This window comes from Roseomonas sp. FDAARGOS_362, from assembly GCF_002754815.1.
Taxonomy (GTDB): Bacteria; Pseudomonadota; Alphaproteobacteria; order Acetobacterales; family Acetobacteraceae; genus Roseomonas; species Roseomonas mucosa.
In genome coordinates, this window is sequence record NZ_CP024588.1 from 2,613,649 (window position 1) to 2,637,149 (window position 23,501).

A 23,501-nucleotide genomic window follows, 5' to 3' on the forward strand; every position below is an offset into this window, starting at 1 on the left:
CTCAGTCGACCGGGGCGAGGCTCTTGATCAGGTCGAAGACCCGCTTGCGCACGGCCGGTTCCGTGATGCGGTAATAGGCGCGCACCAGTTCCAGCGTCTCGCGCCGGTTCAGCGTGTCGTCCTCGAAGCCTTCCTGCCCCTCGGCGAAGCCGGCCAGCCGGGTGCGGCTGCCGCCACCCACGCCATCGGGCATGTCGTCGAAGAAGAAGCCGATCGGCACGTCCAGCACGCGCGCGATGTCGAACAGGCGGGATGCGCCGATCCGGTTCACGCCACGCTCGTATTTCTGGACCTGCTGGAAGGTGAGGCCCAGCGCCTCGCCCAGCTTCTCCTGGCTCATGCCCAGCAGGGTGCGTCGCAGGCGGACGCGTCCTCCCACATGGACATCGATGGGGCTGGGGCGATGCTCCCGCTCGCCACGCTCAGCCGGCTCGTCCCTCGACATCTGACCGTTCTCCAATTTTCCGTTCGGCCGGCTCTTGCCAGGCACATCATCCGTACGACGGCGCGTTTCCTGGGCGTCTCGGGCGAAGGCTATCGACTGCACCATGGAGCGGCTGCCCCCTCTGTTCTCTCTATAACCTGCGATTGCAGAAAGAATTTGTCAACTCTTTTGAGATTTCTCTTTTTTTAGATCATCTCTCCCGGATTTTCCAGCACAATTTTTGGCTTCCACCGCCGGAAACCCGTCAGAAAACAGATCAGAGCCAGAAGTCCGGGTCCCCACAATCCCGTTTTCGAGAACAATGTCGGGGGCAAACGGCCAGGGAGCGGAGTGGTTACAGCCCCCATCAGGCCCAGGCCCAGATGAGCCCTCTCGCGCCCCTGCGAATCGAATACGGCCGAGATGCCCGTCTGCGCCGCGCGGGCCAGGGGCAGCCCCTCCTCCACGGCCCGCAGCCGGGCCGCCGCCAGGTGCTGGTAGGGTCCGGCCGACTGGCCGAACCAGGCGTCGTTGGTGATGTTCAGCATCCAGTCGGGCCGGTCCCGCTGCAGCACCACGGCCCCCGGAAAGATCACCTCGTAGCAGATCAGGGGCGAGAAGCCGGGCAGGCCCCCAAGCCGCAGCGTCACCGGCCCCGTGCCGGCGGAGAAGTCCATCCCGCCCCGGATGACGCGCAGCGGCAGCAGGCCGGACAGCGGCATGTACTCGCCGAAGGGCACCAGATGGCTCTTGTCGTAGCCGCCCAGCAGCTCCCCTTCGGAATCCACTCCGACCAGGCTGTTGTACACCGCCCGGAGGCTGCGGTCGGGGCCGAACTCCGCCCGGTCCGTCCCGCCCAGCAGGATTCCGCCCGGCGGCAGGGTCTCCGCCACATAGCGCCGGGCATCCGGGTCCTGCGCCAGCAGGAAGGGGCTCGCGGTTTCCGGCCAGACCGCCACGATGCGGTTGCCGGGCGGCGCGGCCTCCACGGCGCGGGCCGTCCCCTGCTTCGTCAGGTCGAGATAGCGGCGGAAGATCGCCCAGCGCGAGGCCGGGTCCCATTTGAGCTGCTGCGCGATGTTGCCCTGCACCAGTACCAGCGTCACCGGCTGGTCCGGCGGCGCATCCTGTTGCAGGCGCCAGACGCCGAGCAGGCCGAAGCCCGCCAGCCCGGCCAGCGCCCCGGCCATGCCGCGCCGGCCGAGAAGCGGGGCGCAGGCCAGCAGCACCGTGACCAGCGAGAGCCCATAGGCGCCGATCCAGGCCGCTCCCTGCACCGGCAGGGCATCGAAGGCCCAGGCCGAGCCCAGCAGGTTCCACGGGAAACCGGTGAAGGCCCAGCCCTTCAGCATCTCCGCCCCGGTCCAGGCCCCGGCGAAAGCCAGGACGCGGCGCCAGCCGGGCGGCGAGGCCCAGGCCGCCAGGGCCGGCAGGATGGTGAAGGCCCCCATCGGCAGGGCCAGCGCCGGTACGGCCAGCGGCACCGCCCACCACAGGCGGTCCGCCTCCACCAGGATCGCCTCGGTGATCCAGTAGAGGCCCGCGACCTGGAAGCCCCACCCCCAGGCCCAGCCGACAGCCAGGGCGCGCCAGCGGCCGGGCGCGACGTCGAGCAGCAGGAGCAGGCCCGGCAGGGTCAGCCACAGCACGGGCACGAGATGCAGCGGCGCCAGGGCCAGGGCTGTCAGGGCGCCCAGCAGGGCGGAAGCCGCGAGCAGGCGCCAACCATGGAGCCTTGCGGCGAATCGGGACAGATTCGTGAACACGCCGGGCTGGTAGCCAGGGGTCGCCCCCCCGGCAAGCCACAGTTGGTGACGATCGGGAGAGGCGGCTGGCTCCCCCTCCCCGGCCCGTCCCTTCCCCCTCGCTACTCCGCGGCCTGCCGCGTGTCCGCCGGGTTGTCCACCAGGGGACGGCGCACCCGCAGGCGGCGGATGCGGCGCGGGTCGGATTCCAGCACGCGGAACTCCAGCCCCGAACCGGGATGCGAGACCAGCTCGCCCTTCTTCGGCACCCGGCCGGCCAGGGTGAAGACCAGCCCGCCCACCGTGTCGATGTCCTGGTGATGCTCTTCCGGCGTCAGGATCGGGCCCATGCGGGCCTCGAAATCCTCCACCGGCATGCGGGCATCGACGTCGAGCGTGCCGTCGGGGCGCTCCACGATCTGCGGCAGCTCCTCCTCGTCATGCTCGTCGGAGATGTCGCCGACGATGGTCTCGACCAGATCCTCGATCGTCACGAGGCCGTCGATGCCGCCATACTCGTCCACCACCAAAGCGAGGTGGATGCGGGCCATGCGCATCTGCAGCAGCAGGTCCAGCACCGGGATCTGCGGCGCCACGAAGAGCGGCTTGCGCAGGATGGCCTTGAGGTCGAAGGCCGCCTCGTGCCCCACCGCCGCGAAGACATCCTTGATGTGGACCATGCCCACGATGTCGTCGAGGTTCTCGCGATAGACCGGCAGGCGGCTGTGTCCCTCGCGCTGGATCAGCTCGATGGCCTGCTGCAGCGTCAGCTTCTCGGGCATGGCGACGATGTCGGCGCGCGGCACCATGACGTCCAGCGCCGTCTTGCCGCGCAGCTTCAGGACATTGCCCAACAGCAGGCGCTCGGCGGCGTCGAGCTCGGGCGGCTCGCCCGGATCGCCCTCCTCGCCACTGCCATCCACCAGCGCCTCGAAGCGCTCGCGGACGCTTTCCGCCTCCTTCCTGCGGGTCAGCGCCCCCAGCCACCAGAGCAGGCCGCGCTCGCCCCCGCGCTCACCCTGGCCGTTCTGGCCATTGCCGTTGCCGGCGGCCGGCGTGTGCTCGCTCATCTCAGGCCACCCCTCGCCAGGGATTGGGCAGGGCGAGGCGGCGCATGATCCGTGCCTCCGCCCGCTCCATCCGCCGGGCCTCGCCCGCATGGAGATGGTCGTAGCCCGCCAGGTGCAGCGCGCCATGCGCCACCAGATGGGCCAGATGCGCGTGCATCGGCCGCCCGGCCGCCCGGGCCTCCCGCCGCACGACGCCCAGCGCCACGGCGATGTCGCCCAGCAGGCCCGGCATCTCCGCCGGAAAGGACAGGACGTTGGTCGGCTTGTTCTTGCCGCGATGCAAGCTGTTGAGGCGCTTGATCTCGCGGTCGTCGGTCAGCAGCACCGTGACCATGCCGCCGACCGGGGCGCCGCCGCCGGCCTCGGCCAGCGCCGCCACGGCGGCCTCCTGGGCCAGCCGCGCGACGCGCGGCACCGCCGCATGCCAGCGCGGGTCCTCCACGACGACATCGATGCATGGCTCCGCCATGACGACATCGACGCATGGCCCCTCCCCGGAGCCATGCCCGTCAGCCAGAAACGATTCCCGGGCGACGCCCGGGCTACTACTCGACGGGTCCATCCCTGTCCTTTCCGCGCCGGCTTGCCCTCATGGCTCCGGCCCTGTCGTCCTTGGCATCGAATCGTGCGTAAGCCGCAACGATCCGGCCCACCAGCGGATGGCGCACCACATCGCCCTCCGCGAAACGCGTGACGCCGATCCCCTCGACGCCCTCCAGCACACCCAGCGCCTGCACCAGCCCCGAGCTCTGGCCCGGCGGCAGGTCCACCTGGGTCGGGTCGCCCGTGATCACCATCCGCGTGCCCTCCCCCATGCGGGTGAGGAACATCTTCATCTGGGCCGGCGTGGTGTTCTGCGCCTCGTCCAGGATGGCGAAGGAATGCGCCAGCGTCCGCCCGCGCATGAAGGCCAGCGGCGCCACCTCGATCTCGCCCGTGGCGATCCGGCGCGTCACCTGCTCGGCCGGCATCATGTCATGCAGCGCGTCATAGAGCGGGCGGAGATAGGGGTCCACCTTCTCCTTCATGTCGCCGGGCAGGAAGCCCAGCCGCTCGCCCGCCTCGACCGCCGGGCGGCTCAGCACGATGCGGTCCACCCGCCCCGCCATCAGCAGGGCGACGCCCTGGGCGACGGCGAGATAGGTCTTGCCGGTGCCGGCCGGGCCGATGCCGAAGACCATCTCGTGCCGTGCCAGCATGTCCATGTAGCCCGCCTGGGCCGGGGAACGCGGCGCGATGGCGCCCTTGCGCGTGCGGATCGCCGGCAGGTCGGACAGCGGCAGGCGCGGGTCCTCGGCCTGTTCCGCGCCCTTGACCGCGAAGCGCAGCGCCGCCTCGACCTCCGACATTCCCACACCTTCCCCCCGCCGCAATCGGGCCCAGAGGCCACGCAGCGTGGTTTCGGCGGCCTCGGTCTCGACCCCGCCGCCGGTGACCGTCACCCGGTTGCCGCGGGCGGCGATGCGCACGCCCAGCTTCTGCTCGATCCGCGCGATATGGCGGTCGTGATGGCCGAGCAGCAGCGGCAGGAGGGTGTTGTCGTCGAAGGTCAGGGAAACCGACCGCGTCCCCGGCCCGGCATCGGCCAGGAGGGGACGGGCGAGGGCCTGGGGATCCGCCCGGAGGGCGATGGCGGGGCTGGTCAAGCGGTGGCGTGCTCCGATACCGGTTGAACGGGGTCCAGAAGGCCGGCCACCGGAGAGGTGGCGGCCAGAAGCGTGGCTGACAGTGAATTGGGGTGCGCGGCGTCCAGGCGCACCCTCGCCATCCCGCCTATCAGCCCTGCGGGGGCGGAAAAATGAACCGGCTGCAGCCAGGGGGAGCGGGCGGCGAGCTGGCCGGGGTGGCGCCCGGCGCCGGTGACCAGCACCTCGACCTCCCGCCCCACGCAGCCGGCGTTGAAATCCTGCTGCTGCTCCCGCAACAGGGCCTGGAGCGCCTGCAGCCGGGCATCCTTCTCGGCCTCGGGCACCTGGCCATGCATGTTGGCCGCCGGGGTGCCGGGACGGGCCGAGTACTTGAAGGAATAGGCGAGCGCGAAGCCGGTCTCGCGCACCAGCGCCATGGTGTCGGCGAAATCCTTCTCGCTCTCCCCCGGATGGCCCACGATGAAGTCGGAGGACAGGGCGATGTCCGGCCGCGCCCGGCGCAGCCTCTCCACGATGCCACGGAACAGGGCGGCGTCATGGCCCCGGTTCATGGCGCGCAGGATGCGGTCGGAGCCCGACTGCACCGGCAGATGCAGGAAAGGCATCAACGCCGGCACCTCGCCATGGGCGGCGATCAGGTCGTCGTCCATGTCGCGCGGATGGCTGGTGGCATAGCGCAGGCGGACGAGGCCCGGGATCTCCGCCAGCGCGCGGAGCAGCCGGCCCAGCGTCCATGTCCGCCCGTCCGGCCCCTCGCCGTGATAGGCGTTCACGTTCTGGCCGAGCAGCGCGATCTCGCGCGAGCCCTGGGCCACGAGGCGCCGCGCCTCAGCCAGGATGGCGCCGGCGGGGCGGGAGAACTCGGCGCCGCGGGTATAGGGCACGACGCAGAAGGAGCAGAACTTGTCGCAGCCCTCCTGCACCGTCAGGAAGGCGACCGGCCCCTGCGGCGTGGCGGCCTCGGGCAAATGGTCGAACTTGTCCTCGGCCGGGAAGTCGGTCTCGATCACCTGCCCGGCGGCGCGGCTGGCGCGGGCCACCATCTCCGGCAGGCGGTGATAGGTCTGCGGCCCCAGCACGATGTCCACCCAGGGGGCGCGGGCGGTGATCTCGGCACCCTCGGCCTGGGCGACGCAGCCGGCGACGGCGATGATCGTCTCCTTGCCCCCGGCCGCGCGCTCGCGCTTGGTGTCGCGCAGCCGGCCGAGGTCGGAGAAGACCTTCTCCGAGGCACGCTCGCGGATATGGCAGGTGTTGAGGACGACCATGTCGGCCTCCTCCACCGCCTCGGTCGGGGCATAGCCGAGCGGCGCCAGGACATCCGCCATGCGGGCGCTGTCATAGACGTTCATCTGACAGCCCCAGGTGCGGATCAGCAGCTTCTTGCGGGGAGCGGCGGGAGCCTGCCCTGCCTGCGTCGGGGCGGGTTCGGTTCCGGGCATCGCCATCGTTTCAGTCATGCGCACAAACCATCCTTCCGCCCGGCGGTGGAAAGGCCGGGTCGCGGCGGGGATGTGCGGCCCCTGGATGCAGGGGTCAAGCGACTCCGGAGGGGGGCTGGCGTGCCATGTGCCGCAGCGTCGCGGATGCTGCGGTGCGTGGTCAAGGGTGCCGGCACCCCGGCGCGGGCGGCACGACGCCCCTGTGGAAAGGCCCCGGGGCGCGGCCGGTCCAGGCGAAACGCCTGAATCCAGTGGGTTCCGGCGCCTCGTGCACCAGGATGCGGCGATGGGGATGGCGGGGCGGCGGGGGCAGTCTCCAAAATGTCACCCCCCCGAACCCGGAGCCCCGCCCGGGGCGGCCAGGGCAGGGCCTTGGCGCCCCGGTCCGGGAAGACCGCCGCCGCCCCCAAAACCGGAACGGGCGGCCACCGCCCTCAGTGCCCCGCCGGCCCGTCCGGGGCGGACGGGCCAGCGGGGCGCGGTTCGGACAGCCGGTTCTGCCGCAGGGCGGCCGCGCCCTCCGCCACCCTCCGTTCGGCCATGGCGGAAAGCTGCTTGCGGTTCGGAACATCGGAGGGATGGACGGGCGGGTGCAGCAGCACCGTGGCCCGGGCCCCCGGCAGGCGCGCCAGCATCCAGGCATGGCCGGCGATGCCCATGTCGCCGTACCAGGCGAAGACAGGGCGGTCGATGCGCGCCAGCGGCATGTAGCCCAGTCGGTCATAGACCACCGAGACCGGCTGCACCCATTCGGCCGCATCGGCGATGCCGAGGAAGGAGGAGCGGAAGGGCAGCACCCGGTTGCCGTCGTTGCTGGTGCCTTCCGGGAAAAGGAGCAGGTTCTCGCCCTGGGCCAGATGCTCCCGCATCGCCGCCGCCTCCTCCCCCGTCCGGGCGCGGGTGCGGCTGACGAAGATCGTGCGCCCCAGCTTCGCCACCGTGCCGATCACCGGCCAGCCCCCGACCTCGGCCTTGGCGACGAAGCAGGCCTTCAGCGTGCCGCCGAGCACCATGATGTCGAGCCAGGAACTGTGGTTGGACAGGTAGAGCGCGCGCGGCCCGGCCGGTGCCGCGCCGAGCACCCGCACCTCCAGCCCGAAGAGCCGGCAGGCATTGCGCCAGAAGAAGCGGGCGAAGCGGATCTTGCCCTGCCCCGGCAGGGCCAGCAGCACCGCCTGCACCGGCATGCAGCAGAGCATCCAGAGCAGCAGGCAGAGCAGGCGCCGCACCGCCCGCAGGCGCCCGCCCAGCGGCCGGGGACCCATGACGTCGGAAAAGGCCCGTCCCGGCAGGGCGGCGTGGTACCGCGGCGGCTGCCCGCGCCGGCCCGGGTCGGCGACGGACGGAGAAGCCGGGGCGTCGTCTCCGGACATCACCTCCCCGGACCTCGTTCCCCTCGGCATCGCACCAGATGGTACCGGGGCATGGGAAGGACCGGGCTTTGCGCCCACGGCCGATCCGGCGGGTGACCGGCCGGCGACCGGAGCAGCGGGTGTGACGGCCTCCATGCCCCCTCGCCTAGCGCGTGCGGCGCCGTACCGCAATCGTGCCGCCCCACCCCTTGTTCCGGGAAGGGAAGGCTGGCCTTCCGCGTTGCGCTTCGTGGCTGGCCGCCGGGGGAGAGGCGCCGCCTCTCCCGCCGGACCCCCTCTCCGCCGGGGACCGAAGCCGGTCCCCGGACCCCGGGCTTTCGTGGGTTCCCGTGGTGACCGTCATCCTGGGGCCTGGTCCCTGGGAGCAGGTGGAGAGGCGGGGCTCCCGAAAAGAAGGACACCGTCTCCGCACTGGTGGCACCGGCGGTCCGCCGGAGAGCATGGCTCTCCGGCGCGATCCGGCGTCAGCAAGAGCCAACTCACCGGGTCCAGGGCGCGCAGCGTCCTGGCGGATAAGGGGGCCCGGGGGAAAAGGCAGAGCCTTGTCCCCCGGGGACAGAGCAACGCTAAACATGGAGCGCAACCGGAAAGCCATCACCCTGCCGGACCGCGCCTCAGCCTGGCAGGGCAGCGATGGCCTGGATCTCGAAGCGCATGCCCGGCGCGACCAGCCCGGCCACCACGACGCTGGCCCGGTTGGGATAGGGCGGCTGGAAGAATTCGCGATAGACCTCGTCCACCGGGGCCATGTCGGCCGCGTCGAGCAGGTAGACGGTGGCCTGCACCACGCCGTCCAGGCTGCCCCCCGCCTGCTCCATCGTCCGGCGCAGGTTCTCCAGGGCCAGCCGGGCCTGTTCCCGGATTCCCGTCTGGAGGATCGTGCCATCCGGCCGCACGGGGCCATGGGTGGTGAAGATCAGCCCGCCGCTGCGGATCGCCCAGGCGAAGGGCTGCCGCGGCTCCGGCAGGCCCGCATCGATCTCCTGTCTCATCGCCTCTCCTCCATGCCCAGCAGTTCCGCGATGCCCCGGCCCAGGGGCGAGGGCGGGTCGCCCGCATCGTCCAGCAGGCTGAAATGCGTGTGACGCGGCAGGAGCCGCCACTCCACCGGGCAGCCGGCCTCGCGCCAGTTCCAGGCCAGCAGGCGGCCCTGCTCCTGGAAGGCGACAGGCTCGCGCTCGCCCACCACGACCAGCAGGGGCAGCGGGCGGGCGGGGTCCTGGCGCGCCGGGCTGAGCGCCGCCGCCGCCGCCTCGTCCATGCCCACGGCCTCGTTGACATAGCTTCGCCGGACCGGCTCCAGTTCGAAGACGCCGGACAGCAGCGCCAGGCCGCGCAGCGGCACCGCCGCGCCGATCTGCGTCATGGCGGCGAGATGCGCCCCCGCCGAATGCCCCGCCACCACCACCCGCCCCGGATCGAAGCCCAGGGTGGCGGCCTCGGAGAGCAGCCAGGACAGGCCGCGCCGCGCCTGCGCCACGATGGCGGGCAGCGTGACCTCCGGCGCCAGGGCATAGTCCATCACGGCGACATCGACGCCCGCCTCTACCCAGCCGGGGGCGAGGAAGCCGGATTCCTCCTTCGAGACATGCTGCCAGAAGCCGCCATGCAGATAGACCAGCAGCGCGCCGGAGGGATTCGCCGCGCGGAAATAGTCGATCCTTTCGCGCGGGTGCGGTCCATAGGCCAGGTCGGGGCGCAGGCGTCCGGCGTGGCGGGCCTTGGCCAGGGCGGTGCGCCGCCCCCAGTCCCCGATCACCGCCGGCAGGGAATCCACGAAGAGGCTGGGGCTGTAGTCGCGGTCCAGCTCCTCCCGGCTGCGGGCGGAGGACAGGAAGAGCGAACTGGTCCGGGAAAGGGTCATCGGGTCCGGCGCATCGGGGGTGACGGTGCTATCCTGGCCGCGGACACGGCCGGCCGCAAACCGGCATCCTTTTCCAGCCCCGATCCGGAGCCCGCCCCGATGAGCGCCCCGACGAATGCCTCCCTGAGCTCTCCCACGGACTCCCCCGGGGCCGAACCCCCGCCCAGCCGCGTCACCGAGGGCATCCACACCGATTTCGCGCGGAGCATGGGCTATGGGGAGTACCTGCGGCTCGACCTGCTGCTCTCGGCGCAGCAGCCACTCAGCACGCATCACGACGAGATGCTGTTCATCACCATCCACCACGTGCAGGAAGTCTGGCTGAAGCTGATCACGCACGAACTCGTCCTGGCGCTGGATTCCATCCGCCGCGACGCGCTGGACCCGGCCTTCAAGGCGCTGGCCCGGGTCTCGCGCATCCAGTCGCAGATGATCGGCGCCTGGGACGTGCTCTCCACCATGACGCCGGCGGACTATCTCAGCTTCCGCGGCGTGCTGGGCAAGTCCTCCGGCTTCCAGTCCTTCCAGTACCGGATGCTGGAATTCCGCCTGGGTGCCAAGGACGCGAAGATGATGCTGCCGCACCGGCACGACACGGCGGCACACGCGGCGCTGGACGCGGCACTGCGCGCGCCGAGCCTCTACGACGAAGCCATCCGCCTTCTGGCACGGCGCGGCTTCGCCCTGCCGGCGTCGCTGCTGGAGCGCGACCTGACGCAGCCGCACCGGCACAGCCCGGAACTGCAGGCGGCCTGGCTGCGGATCTACCGCGAGGCGGAGACGCATTTCGATCTCTACCAGCTCGCGGAGGAGCTGGTGGATGTGGAGGATTCCTTCCAGCAATGGCGCTTCCGCCACATGAAGACGGTGGAGCGCATCATCGGCTTCCGCGCCGGGACCGGTGGTTCCGCCGGCGTCGCCTTCCTGCGCACGGCGCTGGAACGCTCCTTCTTCCCGGAGCTCTGGCAGGTCCGCACCGAGATCTGACGTGCGCCCATGAGGCATCGTCGCGAGAGGTTGAAGCACCCCCCGCATGGACGCGTGGGACGGGCCGCCCCATAAGTCCGCGGCAAGTTATCGGGCAAAGCCGGGAGACTCGAATACTTGTGATCGACATGAACGATTGGTCACACGGAGTATAACTCATGAATTCGGTCTCCCGCCGGAACGTCATCGCCGGAACCGCCGCAGCCGCCGCCCTGGTGCCCGCCGCGGCGGGCGCGCAACAGGCCGCGCAGACCCCGCAGCCCAGCCGCGCCCCCAACACCGGCGGCACCGATCCCGGCCCGCGTGACCTGTCGCGCACGCGGCAGAATCCGGACATGCTGAACCCGCCCTCCACGGATCACGGGACGCTGCCGAACCTCCGCTTCTCCTATGCCGACGCGCATGTGCGGCAGGAAAGCGGCGGCTGGACGCGGCAGGTCACGGTGCGCGAGCTTGGCGTGTCGCAGGACATCGCCGGGGTGAACATGCGCCTCAATGCCGGCGGCGTGCGCGAGCTGCACTGGCACAAGGAGGCCGAGTGGGCCTACATGCTCTACGGCAGTGCCCGCATCACCGCGATCGATACGCAGGGCCGGCAGTTCGTGGACGATGTCGGCGTCGGCGACCTCTGGTACTTCCCCGGCGGCATCCCGCATTCGATCCAGGGCCTGGGCGATGACGGCTGCGAGTTCCTGCTCGTCTTCGACGACGGGCATTTCGACGAGGACAGCACCTTCCTGATCAGCGACTGGTTCCGCCGCGTGCCGGCCGAGGTGTTGGCCAAGAACTTCGGCGTGCCCGCCAATCTCTTCGGCCATACGCCGAGCCCGGACGAACTCTATATCTTCAAGGCGGACAAGCCCGGGCCGCTGGCGCAGGACCGCCTCGATGGCGTGACGCAGGTGCCCTCGGCCGGGAGCTTCAGCCACCGCATGCTGGCGCAGGACCCGATCCGCACGAAGAGCGGCACGGTGCGCATCACGGATTCCTCCGTCTTCAAGGCCTCGAAGACCATCGCCGCGGCCCTGGTGGAAATCGAGCCCGGCGGGCTGCGCGAGCTGCACTGGCACCCGAACACCAACGAATGGCAGTACTACATCGAGGGGCAGGCACGCATGGGCGTCTTCGCCGCCTCCGGCCAGGCGCGCACCTTCGACTACGTGGCGGGCGATGTCGGCTACGTGCCCTTCGCCATGGGCCACTACGTCGAGAACACCGGCAACACCACCCTGCGCTTCCTGGAGATGTTCCGCAGCGACCACTACGCCGACCTGTCGCTGAACCAATGGATGGCCCTGACGCCGCAGCAGCTCCTGCAGTCGCACCTGCATCTGGACAAGCAGGTGATCGGCGCACTGCGCCGCGACAAGGCACCGGTCGTGCCGGCCTGATGCGCAATGCCGCCCGGCCGTGGATGATGGCCGGGCGGCATTGCGCCGTCCCGGAGGAAAGGCGCTGCCTTTCCCCCGGAACCCCCTATCCGCCAGGACCCTGCGGGCCCTGGACCCGATGAGTTGGTTCTCGCTGCGGCCGGATCGCGCCGGAGAGCATCGCTCTCCGGCGGACCGCCGGTGCCACAGGCGCGGACAGCATGTCTTTCTCTTCAGGTGCCCCGCGTCTCCACCTGTTCCCGGGGATCAACCCACAGTCTGACGGCTACCACAGGCACCAACGAAAGCCCGGGGTCCGGGGACCGGCTCCGGTCCCCGGCGGAGAGGGGGTCCGGGGTGAGAGGCAGCGCCTCTCCCCCGGCGGCCAGCCACGAAGCGCAACGCAAGAACAGGGGAAAAGCGGCGGGTCGGATCAGCCCATCGACGGCACGATCGTCCCCGGCTGCGTCAGGGGTGCGCGCGTCAGCAGGTCGGCGAAGGTGAGCAGGAAGAGGAAGGCGAGCCACAGCATCGCGGCGCAGGCGGCGATCCGCACCAGCGGTATCGCGTCGCGCAGCTTCATGAAGAAGACGCCGATCAACACCGTCTTCACGCCGGAGATGCCGAAGGCCACCGCCGCACTCCAGCGACCGAGCGGCACATAGGCGAGGCCGAGCGTCGCGGCGAGCAGCAGCATCAGCGCCAGCCACAGCGGCAGGGTCGCGCGCAGGATGTCGCGCGTGCTGCGCGGACCGGCCTCGGCCAGGCCGTGCGGCGCGGTCACGAGCGTCCCCCGAGATAGAAGAGCGGGTAGAGGAAGACCCAGACGATATCGACCAGGTGCCAGTAGAGCGCCACCACCTCATAGGCCGGGCTGCGCAGCGCGCGGCGGCGCGTCCAGGCCTGCCAGCCCAGCCAGCCGACCACGCTCAGCCCCGCCGTCATGTGCAGCGCGTGCAGCGCGGTCATGCCCCAGTAGAAGCCGAAGAAGATCTGCGAGGCCGGGTCGGGCAGCGGAAAGCCCGGCCCGGGCACGAGACGCTCCGTAATGTCCTTGTGGTACTCGAAGCCCTTCACCGCCAGGAAGGCCAGGCCCAGCAGCAGCGTCAGGGCAAAGCCGCGCAGGGCCGTGCGGCGCAGCTCCGCCTGGGCGGCCTCGGAGGCGATCGCCATGGTCAGGCTGCTGGTCAGCAGGATCGCGGTGTTGAGCGTGCCCAGCACCACGTCCGTCTCGTGCCCGGCGGCGGCGAAGGCCTGCGGATGCAGCGCCCGGTTCGCCACCACGGCCATGATCAGCCCGCCGAAGAGCATCGCCTCGCTGCCCAGGAAGATCCAGATGCCGAGGCTGGAGCCCAGGCGCTGCCGGTGCAGGCTCTCCCAGGGTTCGCGGATCGGATCGGGCGCGGGCGCCGCGGGGAGGTCCGCCGCGCTCACCGGGGCTCGTCCTGGTTCCGGTGCGGCTCCTCGGTGCGGCGGTCCGGCCCGAAATCCTCGTCATGGTAGACGTAGGGGCCGGTCTTCACGACCGGAGGGACGCGGAAATTGTCGCGCGGCGGTGGCGAGGTGGTCTGCCATTCCAGCCCCGTGGCGTTCCAGGGATCGTTCCCCGCGCGCTGCCCGCGGAACAGCGACCAGGCGAGATAGCCCATCGGCAGCAGATAGGCTCCCGCCAGCAGCACCGCGCCGCAGGAGGACATGACGTGATAGACCTGGAACTCCGGCGGATAGGCGCCGTAGCGCCGGGGCATGCCGAGATAGCCCATGATGAACTGCGGGAAGAAGGTGAAGCCGAAGCCGAAGAACATCAGGATGGCGGCGAAGCGCGCCCAGCCATCCGGGTAGAGGCGCCCGGTGATCTTCGGCCACCAGAAATGCAGCCCGCCATAGAAGGCCGTGACCGCGCCGCCCACCATGATGAAATGGAAATGCGCCACGACGAAATAGGTGTCGGTCACGTGCACGTCGATCGGGATGGAGGCCAGGAACAGCCCGGTCAGCCCGCCGATGGTGAAGAGGCCGATGAAGCCGATGGCGTAGAGCATCGGCGACTCGAAGACGATCTCGCCCCGGTAGAGGGTGAAGGTCCAGTTGAAGACCTTGATGGCCGAGGGCACGGCGATGACGAAGGAGAGGAAGGAGAAGACCAGCGAGGCATAGAGCGACTGCCCCGAGACGAACATGTGGTGGCCCCAGACCAGGAAGCCGATCACCGAGATCCAGAGGATCGCATAGACCATGAAGCTGTAGCCGAAGATCTGCCGCCGGGCGAAGCAGGTGACGATCTCGCTGATCACGCCGAAGGAAGGCAGGATCATGATGTACACGGCCGGGTGGCTGTAGAACCAGAAGAGGTGCTGGAACAGCAGCGGGTCGCCGCCCCGCGCCGGGTCGAAGACGGGCAGGCCGAAGGCGCGCTCGGCGAAGATCAGCAGCAGCACGGCGGTCAGCACCGGGGTCGCCAGCACCATCACCAGGCTGGTGCCGTAGATCGCCCAGACCAGCAGCGGCAGGCGGAACCAGTGCATCCCCGGCGCGCGCAGCATGTGCACCGTGGCGATGAAGTTCAGCCCCGTCATGATGGAGGAGAAGCCCACGGCGATCACCGCGAAGACGGCGGCGAGCACGTAGGAGTTGGAGAACATCGTGGAATAGGGCGTGTAGAAGGTCCAGCCCGTGTCCACCCCGCCGGCGATCAGCGCATAGACCAGGAAGGCGCCGGCGCCGACGAAGAGATACCAGGAGGACAGGTTCAGCCGCGGAAAGGCGAGGTCCTTCGCCCCGATCATCAGCGGCAGCAGGAAGTTGCCCAGCGTGTTGGGGATGGAGGGCACCAGAAAGAACCAGACCATCACCGTGCCGTGCAGGGTGAACATCCGGTTGTAGGTGTCCGCCGACATCAGGTCCTGCTGCGGCGTGAAGAGCTCCATCCGAATCGCCACCGCCCCCGCCCCGCCAATGAAGAAGAAGGCGGTCAGCGCCGCCGCGTAGAGCAGGGCGATGCGCTTGTGATCGGTGGTCAGCAGCCAGGAGGCGATGCCCCGTTCCGCCGTCAGGTAGCTTTCCTCTTCCACCGGGCGGGCGCGGGGCGCCATGGCGGCGTCGGCGGCGATGTCGCTCACGGTGACTTCTCCTCCCGCAGGGAGCGGATATAGGCGACGAGGCGCTGCAGCTCGTCCTCTCCCACCAGCCCGGCGAAGGAGGGCATCAGCGGCGCGAAGCCGGCCACGACCTGCTTCGCCGGCTGCAGGATGGAATCGCGCAGATAGGCCTCGTCGGCGGTGACGAAATGCCCGTCCGAGAGCGGCACCTGGCGGCCGTAGAGCCCCTCCAGCCGCGGCGCGTGGACGGTGGCGCTGCCGGCATGGCAGCCGGAGCATCCGAGCGCGGTGAAGAGCACCCTGCCCTCCCCGGCCAGGTCGTCGGCCTCCGGCTGCGCCGCCAGCCACCGCGCGTAGTCGTCCGGCTCCAGCACCGTGACCGTGCCGCCCATGCGGGCGTGCAGCGTGCCGCAGTACTCGGCGCAGAAGAGCTCGTAGGTGCCGGGCTTGGTGGGGGTGAAGCGCAGCTCGGTCAGGCGGCCGGGCAGGACGTCCTGCTTCACCCGGAAGGCCGGGACGAAGAAGGAATGGATCACGTCCTGCGAGGTCATGATCAGCCGCACCCGCTGGCCCAGCGGCACGTGCAGGGCGTCGATCTCCTGCGCCCCGTTGGCGTGCCGCGTCTTCCACATCCACTGCTTGGCCTGGACATGGATCTCCACCGCGTCCCCCTGCTCCGCGCCGCCGAAGGACAGCATGGTGGCGCCGCCCCAGGCGAAGAGCACGAGCGCCAGCAGCGCCGTGGCCACGGTCCAGCCGACCTCCACCTCCCGTTGCAGGATCTCCGGCAGCGGCCCGCGCGGCGCCTTCGAGCCGCGGCGGTAGCGGATGGCGAAGCCGAGCAGCAGGCAGGTCACCAGCAGCAGGATGGCACCCGAGAGCACCAGCATGATCACCACGATCAGGTCGGTGCGCTGCGCGACGTCCGAGGCGGCGTCGGGCCAGAGGCGGAACCCGCTCATGGGCGCATCCCGCCCGGCACCCGCCGGCGCGAGACGAGGAACAGGAACAGCCCCAGCCCGCCCAGGGTCAGCACCGTGCCCATCGTCAGCGCCCGCTTCACCACGCCGTTGTAGATCCCGTGCGCCGGGTCGAGCCCGTAGCAGAGCAGGCGGATGCGGTCTCCCAGCGTGCCGATGCGGCCCTGCGAGGCCTCCACCAGCGCCAGCCGCAGCACGCCGGGATCGGGCGCCAGCCCGTCCAGCAGGCGCGAGACATGCCCGTCGCCGGTCAGCACCAGGATGCCGGTGGGATGGGCATAGCGGTCGGCCTCCCTGTCGAACTGCGCCCGGTAGCCGAGCGCGGACTGCACCTCGGCCAGCGGGACGGCCGGGCCGGTCAGGAAATGCGTGGCGGCCAGGAGCTCCGGCGGAAGCCCGCCCAGATGCGCCGCCTTCATCGCCCGCGCCTCGGCCGGCCCATCCCGGGAGCCCAGGGCGATGGCGAGCGACACGACGTCCCGCCCCGGCCGCAGCCCGGTCTCCGCCAGGGCATGGGCGGCGATCCCGAGCGCCGGGCCGCAAAGCGTGACGCAGGTGAAGTCGGCCAGCACCAGCACCGCCGGCAGGCCGTGCTGGAGGGCGGCGGGCGTGACATCGCGCCCGTCCTCGTCCCGCAGCGCCAGACCGGGCGGCAGGCGCGCGCCCGGCGGCGGCGCCAGCTCCACCTCGGCCAGTTGCGCCTCGGTCAGGGCCGCCCGGGCCGGGCCGGCCAGGGCGAGCAGCAGCACGGCCACCAGGAAGCCTGGCCGCATCCGGGAAAGCCTCATGGCCCCGCCTCCCCCCGGCGGGCCGCCTCGGGGCGCACCGGCAGCGGCACGCCCGGCTCCGGCGCCTCCAGCGGCCCATAGGCTTCCGCGCCGCGCCCGGCCTGGATCTCCATGGCCCGCTGCACCGGGATGCGGACCAGGCCCCGCGCCCGGTCCACCCAGCCATAGCCCTCCAGCCCCTTGCGCTGCTCCGCCAGGAAGCGCGCGAGGTCGCCGCGCGGATCGGTCTGCAGTTCCGGCGCCGGGAAATCCTGCGGCGGGGGCGGCTGGTTGGTGCGGATGCCGGTGCGGCTATAGACCCAGAACAGCCCGCCCATGCCCAGCAGCAGGAAGAGCAGCGTCCCGAACCCCACCAGCAGCACCGCGCGGGGGTACAGGTCCAGCGGCTCGCGCGTGCGGATCTCCTCAGCCATGGCGCAGCCCCTCCCGCGCCGGCACGGCGGGGCGCCGCAGGCGGGGTGCCAGCACGCCCCGCACCAGCCCGGTCCAGGCGCCCCCCACGGCGACGAGGCCAAGGGCCCCGCTCAGCAGGCTCCAGGCGCCGAAGCCCGGGCCGGCCAGCCAGAGCAGGTGCAGCCAAAGCCCCGCCAGCACCCCCAGCCCGATGCGGGCCAGCGCCCCGGGGCTCCGCCGCCAGGAACGCAGCATCGGCCCGCAGAGCGGCAGCAGGCCGGACAGCAGCAGCGCCGCCGCCAGCACCCAGGGCCAGGGCGCCTCCCGCCGCAGCAGGAACCAGGCGGCCTTGTCCGGCAGGTTGCCGTACCAGGCGGTGAGGTACTGGACATAGGTGAGGTAGAGCGTGCCCAGCGCGGCGGCCACCAGCATCCCGGCGAGATCCCCGGCCCGGCCCGGCTCGCCGCCGCCGGCTTCGGGCCGCAGGACGGCCGCCCAGGCGAGGCCCGCCAGCATCTGCATCACCAGCAGCCCCAGCGCGAAGGCGGTGGAGTGGTAGCGCGGGTCGATGGACAGCAGCCAGTCCACCGACAGCATGGTGAGCAGCACCACATGCAGCAGCAGCGCCACCGCCCCCAGCGCCGTCCGCGCCGCGCCGCGCAGCAGCACCAGCAGCGGCGCCAGGGCGGACCAGAGCAGCAGCGAGACCCCGCCGCGCAGCAGGGCGCCGGGCGGGTTCAGGTAGAGCGCCGCCACATCCGCATGCAGGACCCGTGACGGGTCCGCCACCCAGGGAAAGAGCGCCGGCATGGCGAAGGCCAGCGGCAGGGCGAGCAACAGGAAGAGCGGCAGCGCCGCCACGGCGGGCACCAGCGCCCCGTCCAGCGCCGCGCCCCAGTGGCCGCCGGTAAGGGCATGCACCGCCAGCAGCACGAAGGCGCCCAGGGAGATGCCCAGCCAGAAGAGCAGCCCGGCCAGCCAGCCCACCGCCGCCAGCCCCGGCGAGAGCAGCAGGCCCCAGCCGAGCAGCAGCAGCGCCGCCACAAGGCCCGCCAGCACCGGATGCCAGCCGGAAAGCAGGGCAGGCGCCCTCAAGGCCTCGCCTCCCGGATCGCCCCGGCGGCTTCCGGCGCCTCGGCCAGGGTGGCGTGGCGGGAAAGCTGCAGCGTGCGGAGATAGGCCACGATGGCCCAGCGGTCCTCGGGTGGCACGCGGGCGGCATAGGAATACATCACGCCATAACCCTCGGTGATGACGTCGAAGAGATAGCGGGCGGGCACCGCGCGCAGGCGGCGGGTGTGGAAGGAGGGCGGCGGCGGGAAGCCGCGCTGCACGATCATGCCGTTGCCCTCGCCCGACAGGCCGTGGCAGGGCGTGCAGAAGATGCCGAACCGCTCCTGCCCGCGCGCCAGCAGCGCCGGGGTGACGGGCAGCGGCGCGAGGGCGGCGGCATCGCGCGCCCGGTCGCCCCGCGCCACCGTGCCGGCCGGGATGGGGCGCGCGGTGGTGCCGTCCTTCCAGACCCCGGTCTGCTCGTAGGTGTCCATGCGGCGCTGCTGCGCCATCTCCTGCTTGCAGCCCCCCAGCAGGAGAGACGGCAGGAGCAGCGGCAGCAGGAGGACCGGCGCCCTCACGCCGCCACCGCCCGCACGGAAAGCGGCCCGAGCCCGTCCAGCAGCGCCGCGAGGCGCGCCTCGTCGGCCCGTGGATCGGCCACGGAAAGAAAGAAGCGGTCCTGGCTGGCGCGCTCGAAATCCTTTGCCTCGAAGAGCGGATGGTGCAGGCGCGGCAGGCCGCTGGCGAAGAAGAACCCGGCCACCCCGGCCAGCACCGCGGCCAGGATGCCGCCCTCGAAGCTCAGCACCAGATAGACCTGCCAGGCATGGTGCGGCCGCCCGCCGACCAGCAGCGGATAGCCGTGCACGGAGGCGTACCAGCACATCAGATAGGCCAGCGCCGCCCCCGCCAGCCCGGCGGCGAGCATCAGCACCCGCAGCCGGGAGCGCGGCAGGCCCAGCGCCTCGGGCAGCCCGTCCACGGCAAAGGGCGTGTGCGCGTCGATCGGGTGCAGCCCGGCCTCCCGCGCCCGCCGGGCGGCGGCCAGCAGCGTGTCCGGATCGCGGAACTCGGCGATGAGCAGCGGCGGCGGGCTCATCCCTCCCGCCTCCGCCGGTGCAGCAGCTTGCCCATGTCGTGCATCGCCACCACCGGCAGCAGGCGCGACGCGGTCAGCATCAGCAGCGCGAAGAAGCCCAGCGTGCCCGCCAGCAGCCCCCAGTCCCAGGGCGTCGGGTGGAAGACGCTTTCCGTCGCCGGCAGGTGCGTGTGGGACAGCGTGTTCCAGATGATCAGGATGCGTTCCAGCCACATGCCGATGTTCAGCACCACCGCCACCAGCACCACGAACCAGATCCGCCGCCGCAGCGCACCGATCCAGAAGAGCTGCGGCACCAGCACGTTGCAGGCGAGCATGGCGAGGTACAGGGCCGTATAGGGGCTGTTGAACAGGAAATGCAGGTGCGCGCGTTCCGACGCGTCGCCGCCATACCAGTCGTTGAACCATTCGGTGCCATAGGACAGGCCCATGGCCAGCGCCCCGGCCAGCACCACCCGCGCCATCACCTCGAAATGGCGCGGCGTGATCACCGCCTGCAACCCCAGCCCCCAGCGCATCGCGGCGGCAAGCACGATCACCATGCCGAAGCCGGAAAAGAGCGCGCCCACCACGAAATAGGGCGGAAAGATCGACTCCGACCAGCCCGGCATCAGGCTCGCCGCGAAATCCAGCGCCGCGACGCTGTGCACGGAAACCACCAGCGGCAGGGCGATCATCGCCATGGCGCGGTACACCGTGTCGTGCAGCTGCCAGTGTCGGGCGGAGCCGCGCCAGCCCAGCGCCAGCACGCCATAGACCCGCCGCCCCGCCCGCGTCTGCGCCCGGTCGCGCAACGTGGCGAGGTCCGGGATCAGGCCGAGGAAGAAGAACAGCACCGAGAAGACCAGGTAGGCGACGATGGAGGCGGCATCCCAGACCAGGGCGCTGTCCCATTGCGGCCAGATGCCCATCGAGTTCGGATAGGGGATCACCCAATAGGCGCGGTAGGGCCGGCCCAGGTGCAGGATCGGGAACAGCCCGGCGATGGAGACGGCGAAGATCGTCATCACCTCGGCGAAGCGGTTGATCGCCGCGCGCCAGGGCTGCCGTGTCAGCAGCAGCGCCGCCGAGATGAAGGTCCCCGCATTGCCGATGCCGATCCACCAGACATAGTTGGCGATGGGGAAGCCCCAGACCACCGAGGTGTTGTTGCCGAAGATGCCGATGCCCTGGGCGAAGAGCCAGGTGATGATGGCGGCCATCATCAGCGTCACCAGCAGGGCGAGCAGGAAGGCGATGCGGTAGCGTCCGCCCGCCTTCTCCCGCAGCAGCGGGTCGGCGACGGTGCCGACCAGGGAGCCGTAGCTGGCCTCGCGCGGCAGCAGCCCGTCGGTGGCGCCGCTCATGCCCCGTCCTCCAGCCCCGGATGGGGGTTTCGCACGGCACCCAGATAGGTGGTGCGCGGCCGCGTCCCGAGCTCGCCCAGCAGCGCGTAGTGCTGCGGCTCCCGCCGCAGCGCCGCCACGGCCGAGCCCTCCGCCTTCAGGTCGCCGAAGCCGATGGCCTGGGCCGGGCAGGCATTCTGGCAGGCGGTGCGCACCTCATCGGCGCGGAGCGGCCGGTCCTCCTTCTCCGCGGCGCGGCGGGCGGCGCTGATGCGCTGGGTGCAGTAGGTGCATTTCTCCATCACCCCGCGCGCCCGCACCGTCACCTCCGGATTGTGCTGCGCGGCCACCACCGGATCGCCGAGGTTCCCGTACTCCTGCCCGTCATTATAGCCGAAGAAGTTGAAGCGCCGGACCTTGTAGGGGCAGTTGCCCTGGCAGAAGCGGGTGCCGATGCAGCGGTTGTAGACCTGCACGTTCAGCCCCTCGCTGTCGTGCACCGAGGCCGCGACGGGGCAGACCGGCTCGCAGGGCGCCTGCTCGCAATGCATGCAGGGCACGGGCTGGAAGCCGGGGCGCGGGTCCGCCTCCGCCTCGCCCTGCCAGTAGGTGTCCACCCGCAGCCAGGCCATGTGGCGGCCCCGCGCCACCTCCTCCGGCCCGACCACGGGCACGTTGTTCTCCGCCTGGCAGGCGATGACGCAGGCGTTGCAGCCGATGCAGAGCGTGGTGTCGATCACCATCGCCCAGGCCGGGAAATCCGGGGCGGGTTGCCGGGGCAGCAGGCTGGGCGGCGTGGCCGACGGCGGCGCCTCGCGCCCGGCCAGCTCCTCCAGGCCGAAGGCGCGGAACAGGCTGTGCCGGTCGCCCTCCAGCCCATGCGCGTCGAGCGGGCGCAGCACCTCGCCCCGGTGGCCGGTCTTCGCCAGGGCGAGCCCCGCGCCGCCCCAGGGCGCCCGGCTGTCGCGCAGCGCATAGGCATCCGCGCCCAGCCCGTCGCCGATCGAGCCCGCCCGCCGCCGCCCATAGCCGAGGCTGAGCGCCGCCACGCCCGGCGCCATGCCGGGCAGCGGCAGGACCGGCGCCTCCAGCCGCCGCCCGCGCCAGTCCAGCGCCACCCGGTCGCCCGCCTCCAGCCCGCGCCGCCGCGCTTCCTCGGGCGCGAGCAGCAGGGCATTGCCCCAGACCTGCCGGGTCAGCGGCTTCGGGCATTCCTGCAGCCAGGCATTGTTGGCGAAGCGCCCGTCCCAGCAGGCAGGGTCGGGGCGCAGCGCGAGGACCAGCCCGGCCTCCGGCAACACGGCGCGGAGTTCCGGCAGGCGCGGCTCCGGCGGCGCCACCGGGGCGGGCGCGCTGTCCGGCAGCACCCCGTCATGCAGCGCCTGCCGCCACCAGTCCTCGAACTCCGCCCCGGGCCCCGTGCCCCGCCAGGTGGCGCGGAGCTCCGCATACGGGTCGCTGTCCAGCCGCCCGAGCAGCGCGGCCAGGGCCTGGGCGGGCGAGACCGTGTCGTGGAGCGGCTTGATCAGCGGCTGCGCGAGGCTGGCCGTGCCCTCCGTGGCCCGGGCATCGCCCCAGTCCTCCAGCGGATGGGTCATCGGCACGTGCCAACGGCAGGCGGCGGCGGTCTCGTCAAAGGAGCCGCCGAGATGCAGGGTGAAGGCGCCGCCCTTGCCCAGCGCCTCCGCGAAGCCGAGATCGGCGGGCGCGTCGTAGACCGGGTTGCGGTCCAGGATCAGCAGCGTCTCCACCGCCCCGCCGCGCAGGGCCTCCGCCAGCGCGGCGAGGTCCTCCGGCGCCCGCTCCGCCAAGGGCTCGCGGTACTCCACCGGGGCGCCGAGACGGTGGTTGGCCCAGTGCGCCAGCGCCTGCACCTCCGGCGGCTGCCAGGGGCCGGCCAGCACCAGCCCTTCCCCGGGGCGGGCCCGCAGATCGGCCAGCGCGGCCTCTAGCCAGCGCGCCACGGCGGGGTCCAGGGCCGGGGCCTCCAGCGGCGCGCCCAGCCCGGCCGCCAGGGCGATGGCGAGGTCCCGCAGCCCGGCGGGCGGCAGGGCGAGGCGGTGATCGGCCTTGGCGCCCGTCAGGCTCGGCACGGATTCCGCGACATAGAGGCGCGAGAAGTCCCCGGACTGCCCCCTCCGGGCCTGCCGGTGCGCGGCGAAGCCCCGCGCGTGGCGTGGCTGGTCCGGCCCGGGGCCGAGCGGATCGGCATCCAGCGCCAGGATGGTGGTGGCCCGGTCCAGGCGCGGCAGGGCGGAAAGCGGCCGCCCGAAGGCCAGCGCGGCGCCCGCGCGGAGGTTCTCCTCCCCCACCGGCTCATGCGCGTGCCAGCGCAGACCCGGGAAGCGGGTACGCACATCGCCGATCAGCCGCAGCAGGGTGGGCGAGGTGAGGTGCCCCGTCAGCAGGTGCAGCCCCGCCCCGCCACGCGCCTCCGCCTTGCGGATCTGCGGCAGCAGGGCGGTGAAGAGCGCGTCGCGCGGCGCGATCCGGATGCCCTGGCGCACGGCGCGGGAACGGTCCGGGTCATAGAGCGAGAGGATTGCCGCCTCGGTGAAGGCATCCGTGCCGCCGAGGCTGCCGGGATGCGCGGCATTGCCCTCCAGCTTCACCGGACGGCCCTCGAAGCAGGTGGCGATCACGCCGCGCGCATAGCCGTTCAGCGTCAGCGCCGTGGCATAGCGCATCGGCACGCCGGGGACGACGTTCTCCGGCTGCTCCACATAGGGGACGATCTCCTCCGCCGGCTGGCCGCAGGCGGTGAGGCTCAGCGCCGTGCCCAGCAGCGCCAGCCCGGCCCGGCGCCGGCTCATCACCGGTCCACCCTCCGGAATATCG

22 protein-coding genes are annotated in these 23,501 nt (G+C 71.6%); 2 read left to right on the forward strand and 20 right to left on the reverse strand.

Translation table 11 applies throughout. The features are described 5' to 3' along the window. Position 1 precedes the first annotated feature (1 nt). From CTJ15_RS16595 to CTJ15_RS16635, 9 genes are all read right to left on the reverse strand, one after another. Positions 2-445: a helix-turn-helix domain-containing protein gene (locus CTJ15_RS16595; protein WP_019459309.1), complete on the reverse strand. Its 444-nt coding sequence runs from the start codon at positions 443-445 to the stop codon at positions 2-4. Positions 446-630: 185 nt separating this feature from the next. Continuing rightward, positions 631-2,190: an apolipoprotein N-acyltransferase gene (gene lnt / locus CTJ15_RS16600; RefSeq protein ID WP_075823077.1), complete on the reverse strand. Its 1,560-nt coding sequence runs from the start codon at positions 2,188-2,190 to the stop codon at positions 631-633. A gap of 101 nt (positions 2,191-2,291) precedes the next feature. After that, positions 2,292-3,239 (reverse strand): hemolysin family protein, encoded by a 948-nt coding sequence (locus CTJ15_RS16605; RefSeq protein WP_019459307.1) that lies wholly within the window; start codon positions 3,237-3,239, stop codon positions 2,292-2,294. Between the two features lies 1 nt (position 3,240). Beyond that, the gene (ybeY, locus tag CTJ15_RS16610; RefSeq protein WP_019459306.1) at positions 3,241-3,708 is read right to left on the reverse strand and encodes an rRNA maturation RNase YbeY; all 468 of its coding nucleotides are present in this window, start codon (positions 3,706-3,708) and stop codon (positions 3,241-3,243) included. Positions 3,709-3,784: 76 nt separating this feature from the next. Then, positions 3,785-4,828: a PhoH family protein gene (locus CTJ15_RS16615; RefSeq protein WP_037251295.1), complete on the reverse strand. Its 1,044-nt coding sequence runs from the start codon at positions 4,826-4,828 to the stop codon at positions 3,785-3,787. Positions 4,829-4,881: 53 nt separating this feature from the next. Further along, the gene (gene miaB, locus CTJ15_RS16620) at positions 4,882-6,336 is read right to left on the reverse strand and encodes a tRNA (N6-isopentenyl adenosine(37)-C2)-methylthiotransferase MiaB (RefSeq protein ID WP_075823105.1); all 1,455 of its coding nucleotides are present in this window, start codon (positions 6,334-6,336) and stop codon (positions 4,882-4,884) included. Between the two features lie 428 nt (positions 6,337-6,764). Then, positions 6,765-7,703 carry a 1-acyl-sn-glycerol-3-phosphate acyltransferase gene (locus CTJ15_RS16625; protein ID WP_099781732.1) on the reverse strand — a complete coding sequence of 313 codons (939 nt, stop codon included), beginning with the start codon at positions 7,701-7,703 and terminating at the stop codon, positions 6,765-6,767. A 614-nt stretch (positions 7,704-8,317) separates the two neighbouring features. Continuing rightward, positions 8,318-8,695, reverse strand: coding sequence for a RidA family protein (locus tag CTJ15_RS16630; protein WP_075823107.1), 378 nt, complete (start codon positions 8,693-8,695; stop codon positions 8,318-8,320). Further along, the gene (locus CTJ15_RS16635; protein ID WP_099781733.1) at positions 8,692-9,567 is read right to left on the reverse strand and encodes an alpha/beta hydrolase; all 876 of its coding nucleotides are present in this window, start codon (positions 9,565-9,567) and stop codon (positions 8,692-8,694) included. The genes CTJ15_RS16630 and CTJ15_RS16635 overlap by 4 nt, the downstream gene beginning before the upstream one ends. Positions 9,568-9,666: 99 nt before the next feature. Between CTJ15_RS16635 and kynA the strand changes: the two genes are divergently transcribed. Beyond that, on the forward strand, positions 9,667-10,554 hold the full coding sequence (kynA, locus tag CTJ15_RS16640) for a tryptophan 2,3-dioxygenase (protein ID WP_099781734.1): 888 nt from the start codon (positions 9,667-9,669) through the stop codon (positions 10,552-10,554). A 158-nt stretch (positions 10,555-10,712) separates the two neighbouring features. Continuing rightward, positions 10,713-11,945, forward strand: a complete 1,233-nt coding sequence (locus CTJ15_RS16645; protein ID WP_099781735.1) for an oxalate decarboxylase family bicupin — start codon at positions 10,713-10,715, stop codon at positions 11,943-11,945. Between the two features lie 412 nt (positions 11,946-12,357). Here CTJ15_RS16645 and CTJ15_RS16650 read toward each other — a convergent pair whose 3' ends face one another. The 11 genes from CTJ15_RS16650 to CTJ15_RS16700 are packed head-to-tail and all read right to left on the reverse strand — an operon-like array spanning position 12,358 to position 23,476. Then, positions 12,358-12,708 (reverse strand): cytochrome C oxidase subunit IV family protein, encoded by a 351-nt coding sequence (locus CTJ15_RS16650; RefSeq protein ID WP_226945965.1) that lies wholly within the window; start codon positions 12,706-12,708, stop codon positions 12,358-12,360. Continuing rightward, complete coding sequence (locus CTJ15_RS16655; RefSeq protein WP_099781736.1) at positions 12,705-13,358, reverse strand: cytochrome c oxidase subunit 3; 654 nt, start codon at positions 13,356-13,358, stop codon at positions 12,705-12,707. The genes CTJ15_RS16650 and CTJ15_RS16655 overlap by 4 nt, the downstream gene beginning before the upstream one ends. Continuing rightward, entirely contained in the window at positions 13,355-15,016 is a 1,662-nt protein-coding gene (locus CTJ15_RS16660; RefSeq protein ID WP_193009685.1) for a cbb3-type cytochrome c oxidase subunit I, read from the reverse strand. Before CTJ15_RS16660 ends, CTJ15_RS16655 begins: the two co-directional genes overlap by 4 nt. Positions 15,017-15,039: 23 nt before the next feature. Continuing rightward, complete coding sequence (gene coxB / locus CTJ15_RS16665) at positions 15,040-15,984, reverse strand: cytochrome c oxidase subunit II (RefSeq protein WP_019459295.1); 945 nt, start codon at positions 15,982-15,984, stop codon at positions 15,040-15,042. Continuing rightward, positions 15,981-16,790 carry an SCO family protein gene (locus CTJ15_RS16670; RefSeq protein ID WP_126281903.1) on the reverse strand — a complete coding sequence of 270 codons (810 nt, stop codon included), beginning with the start codon at positions 16,788-16,790 and terminating at the stop codon, positions 15,981-15,983. Before CTJ15_RS16670 ends, coxB begins: the two co-directional genes overlap by 4 nt. Then, positions 16,787-17,203, reverse strand: coding sequence for a hypothetical protein (locus CTJ15_RS16675; protein WP_058390038.1), 417 nt, complete (start codon positions 17,201-17,203; stop codon positions 16,787-16,789). The genes CTJ15_RS16670 and CTJ15_RS16675 overlap by 4 nt, the downstream gene beginning before the upstream one ends. Beyond that, positions 17,196-18,278, reverse strand: a complete 1,083-nt coding sequence (locus CTJ15_RS16680) for a hypothetical protein (protein ID WP_058390039.1) — start codon at positions 18,276-18,278, stop codon at positions 17,196-17,198. Before CTJ15_RS16680 ends, CTJ15_RS16675 begins: the two co-directional genes overlap by 8 nt. Further along, a complete protein-coding gene (locus tag CTJ15_RS16685) occupies positions 18,275-18,817 on the reverse strand; it encodes a cytochrome c (RefSeq protein WP_226945966.1) in 543 nt (180 codons plus the stop codon). Before CTJ15_RS16685 ends, CTJ15_RS16680 begins: the two co-directional genes overlap by 4 nt. Continuing rightward, complete coding sequence (locus CTJ15_RS16690) at positions 18,814-19,338, reverse strand: DUF3341 domain-containing protein (protein ID WP_058390040.1); 525 nt, start codon at positions 19,336-19,338, stop codon at positions 18,814-18,816. The genes CTJ15_RS16685 and CTJ15_RS16690 overlap by 4 nt, the downstream gene beginning before the upstream one ends. After that, positions 19,335-20,684, reverse strand: a complete 1,350-nt coding sequence (gene nrfD / locus CTJ15_RS16695; protein WP_079253362.1) for an NrfD/PsrC family molybdoenzyme membrane anchor subunit — start codon at positions 20,682-20,684, stop codon at positions 19,335-19,337. Before nrfD ends, CTJ15_RS16690 begins: the two co-directional genes overlap by 4 nt. Continuing rightward, complete coding sequence (locus CTJ15_RS16700) at positions 20,681-23,476, reverse strand: 4Fe-4S dicluster domain-containing protein (protein ID WP_099782184.1); 2,796 nt, start codon at positions 23,474-23,476, stop codon at positions 20,681-20,683. The genes nrfD and CTJ15_RS16700 overlap by 4 nt, the downstream gene beginning before the upstream one ends. Between the last annotated feature and the right edge of the window lie 25 nt (positions 23,477-23,501).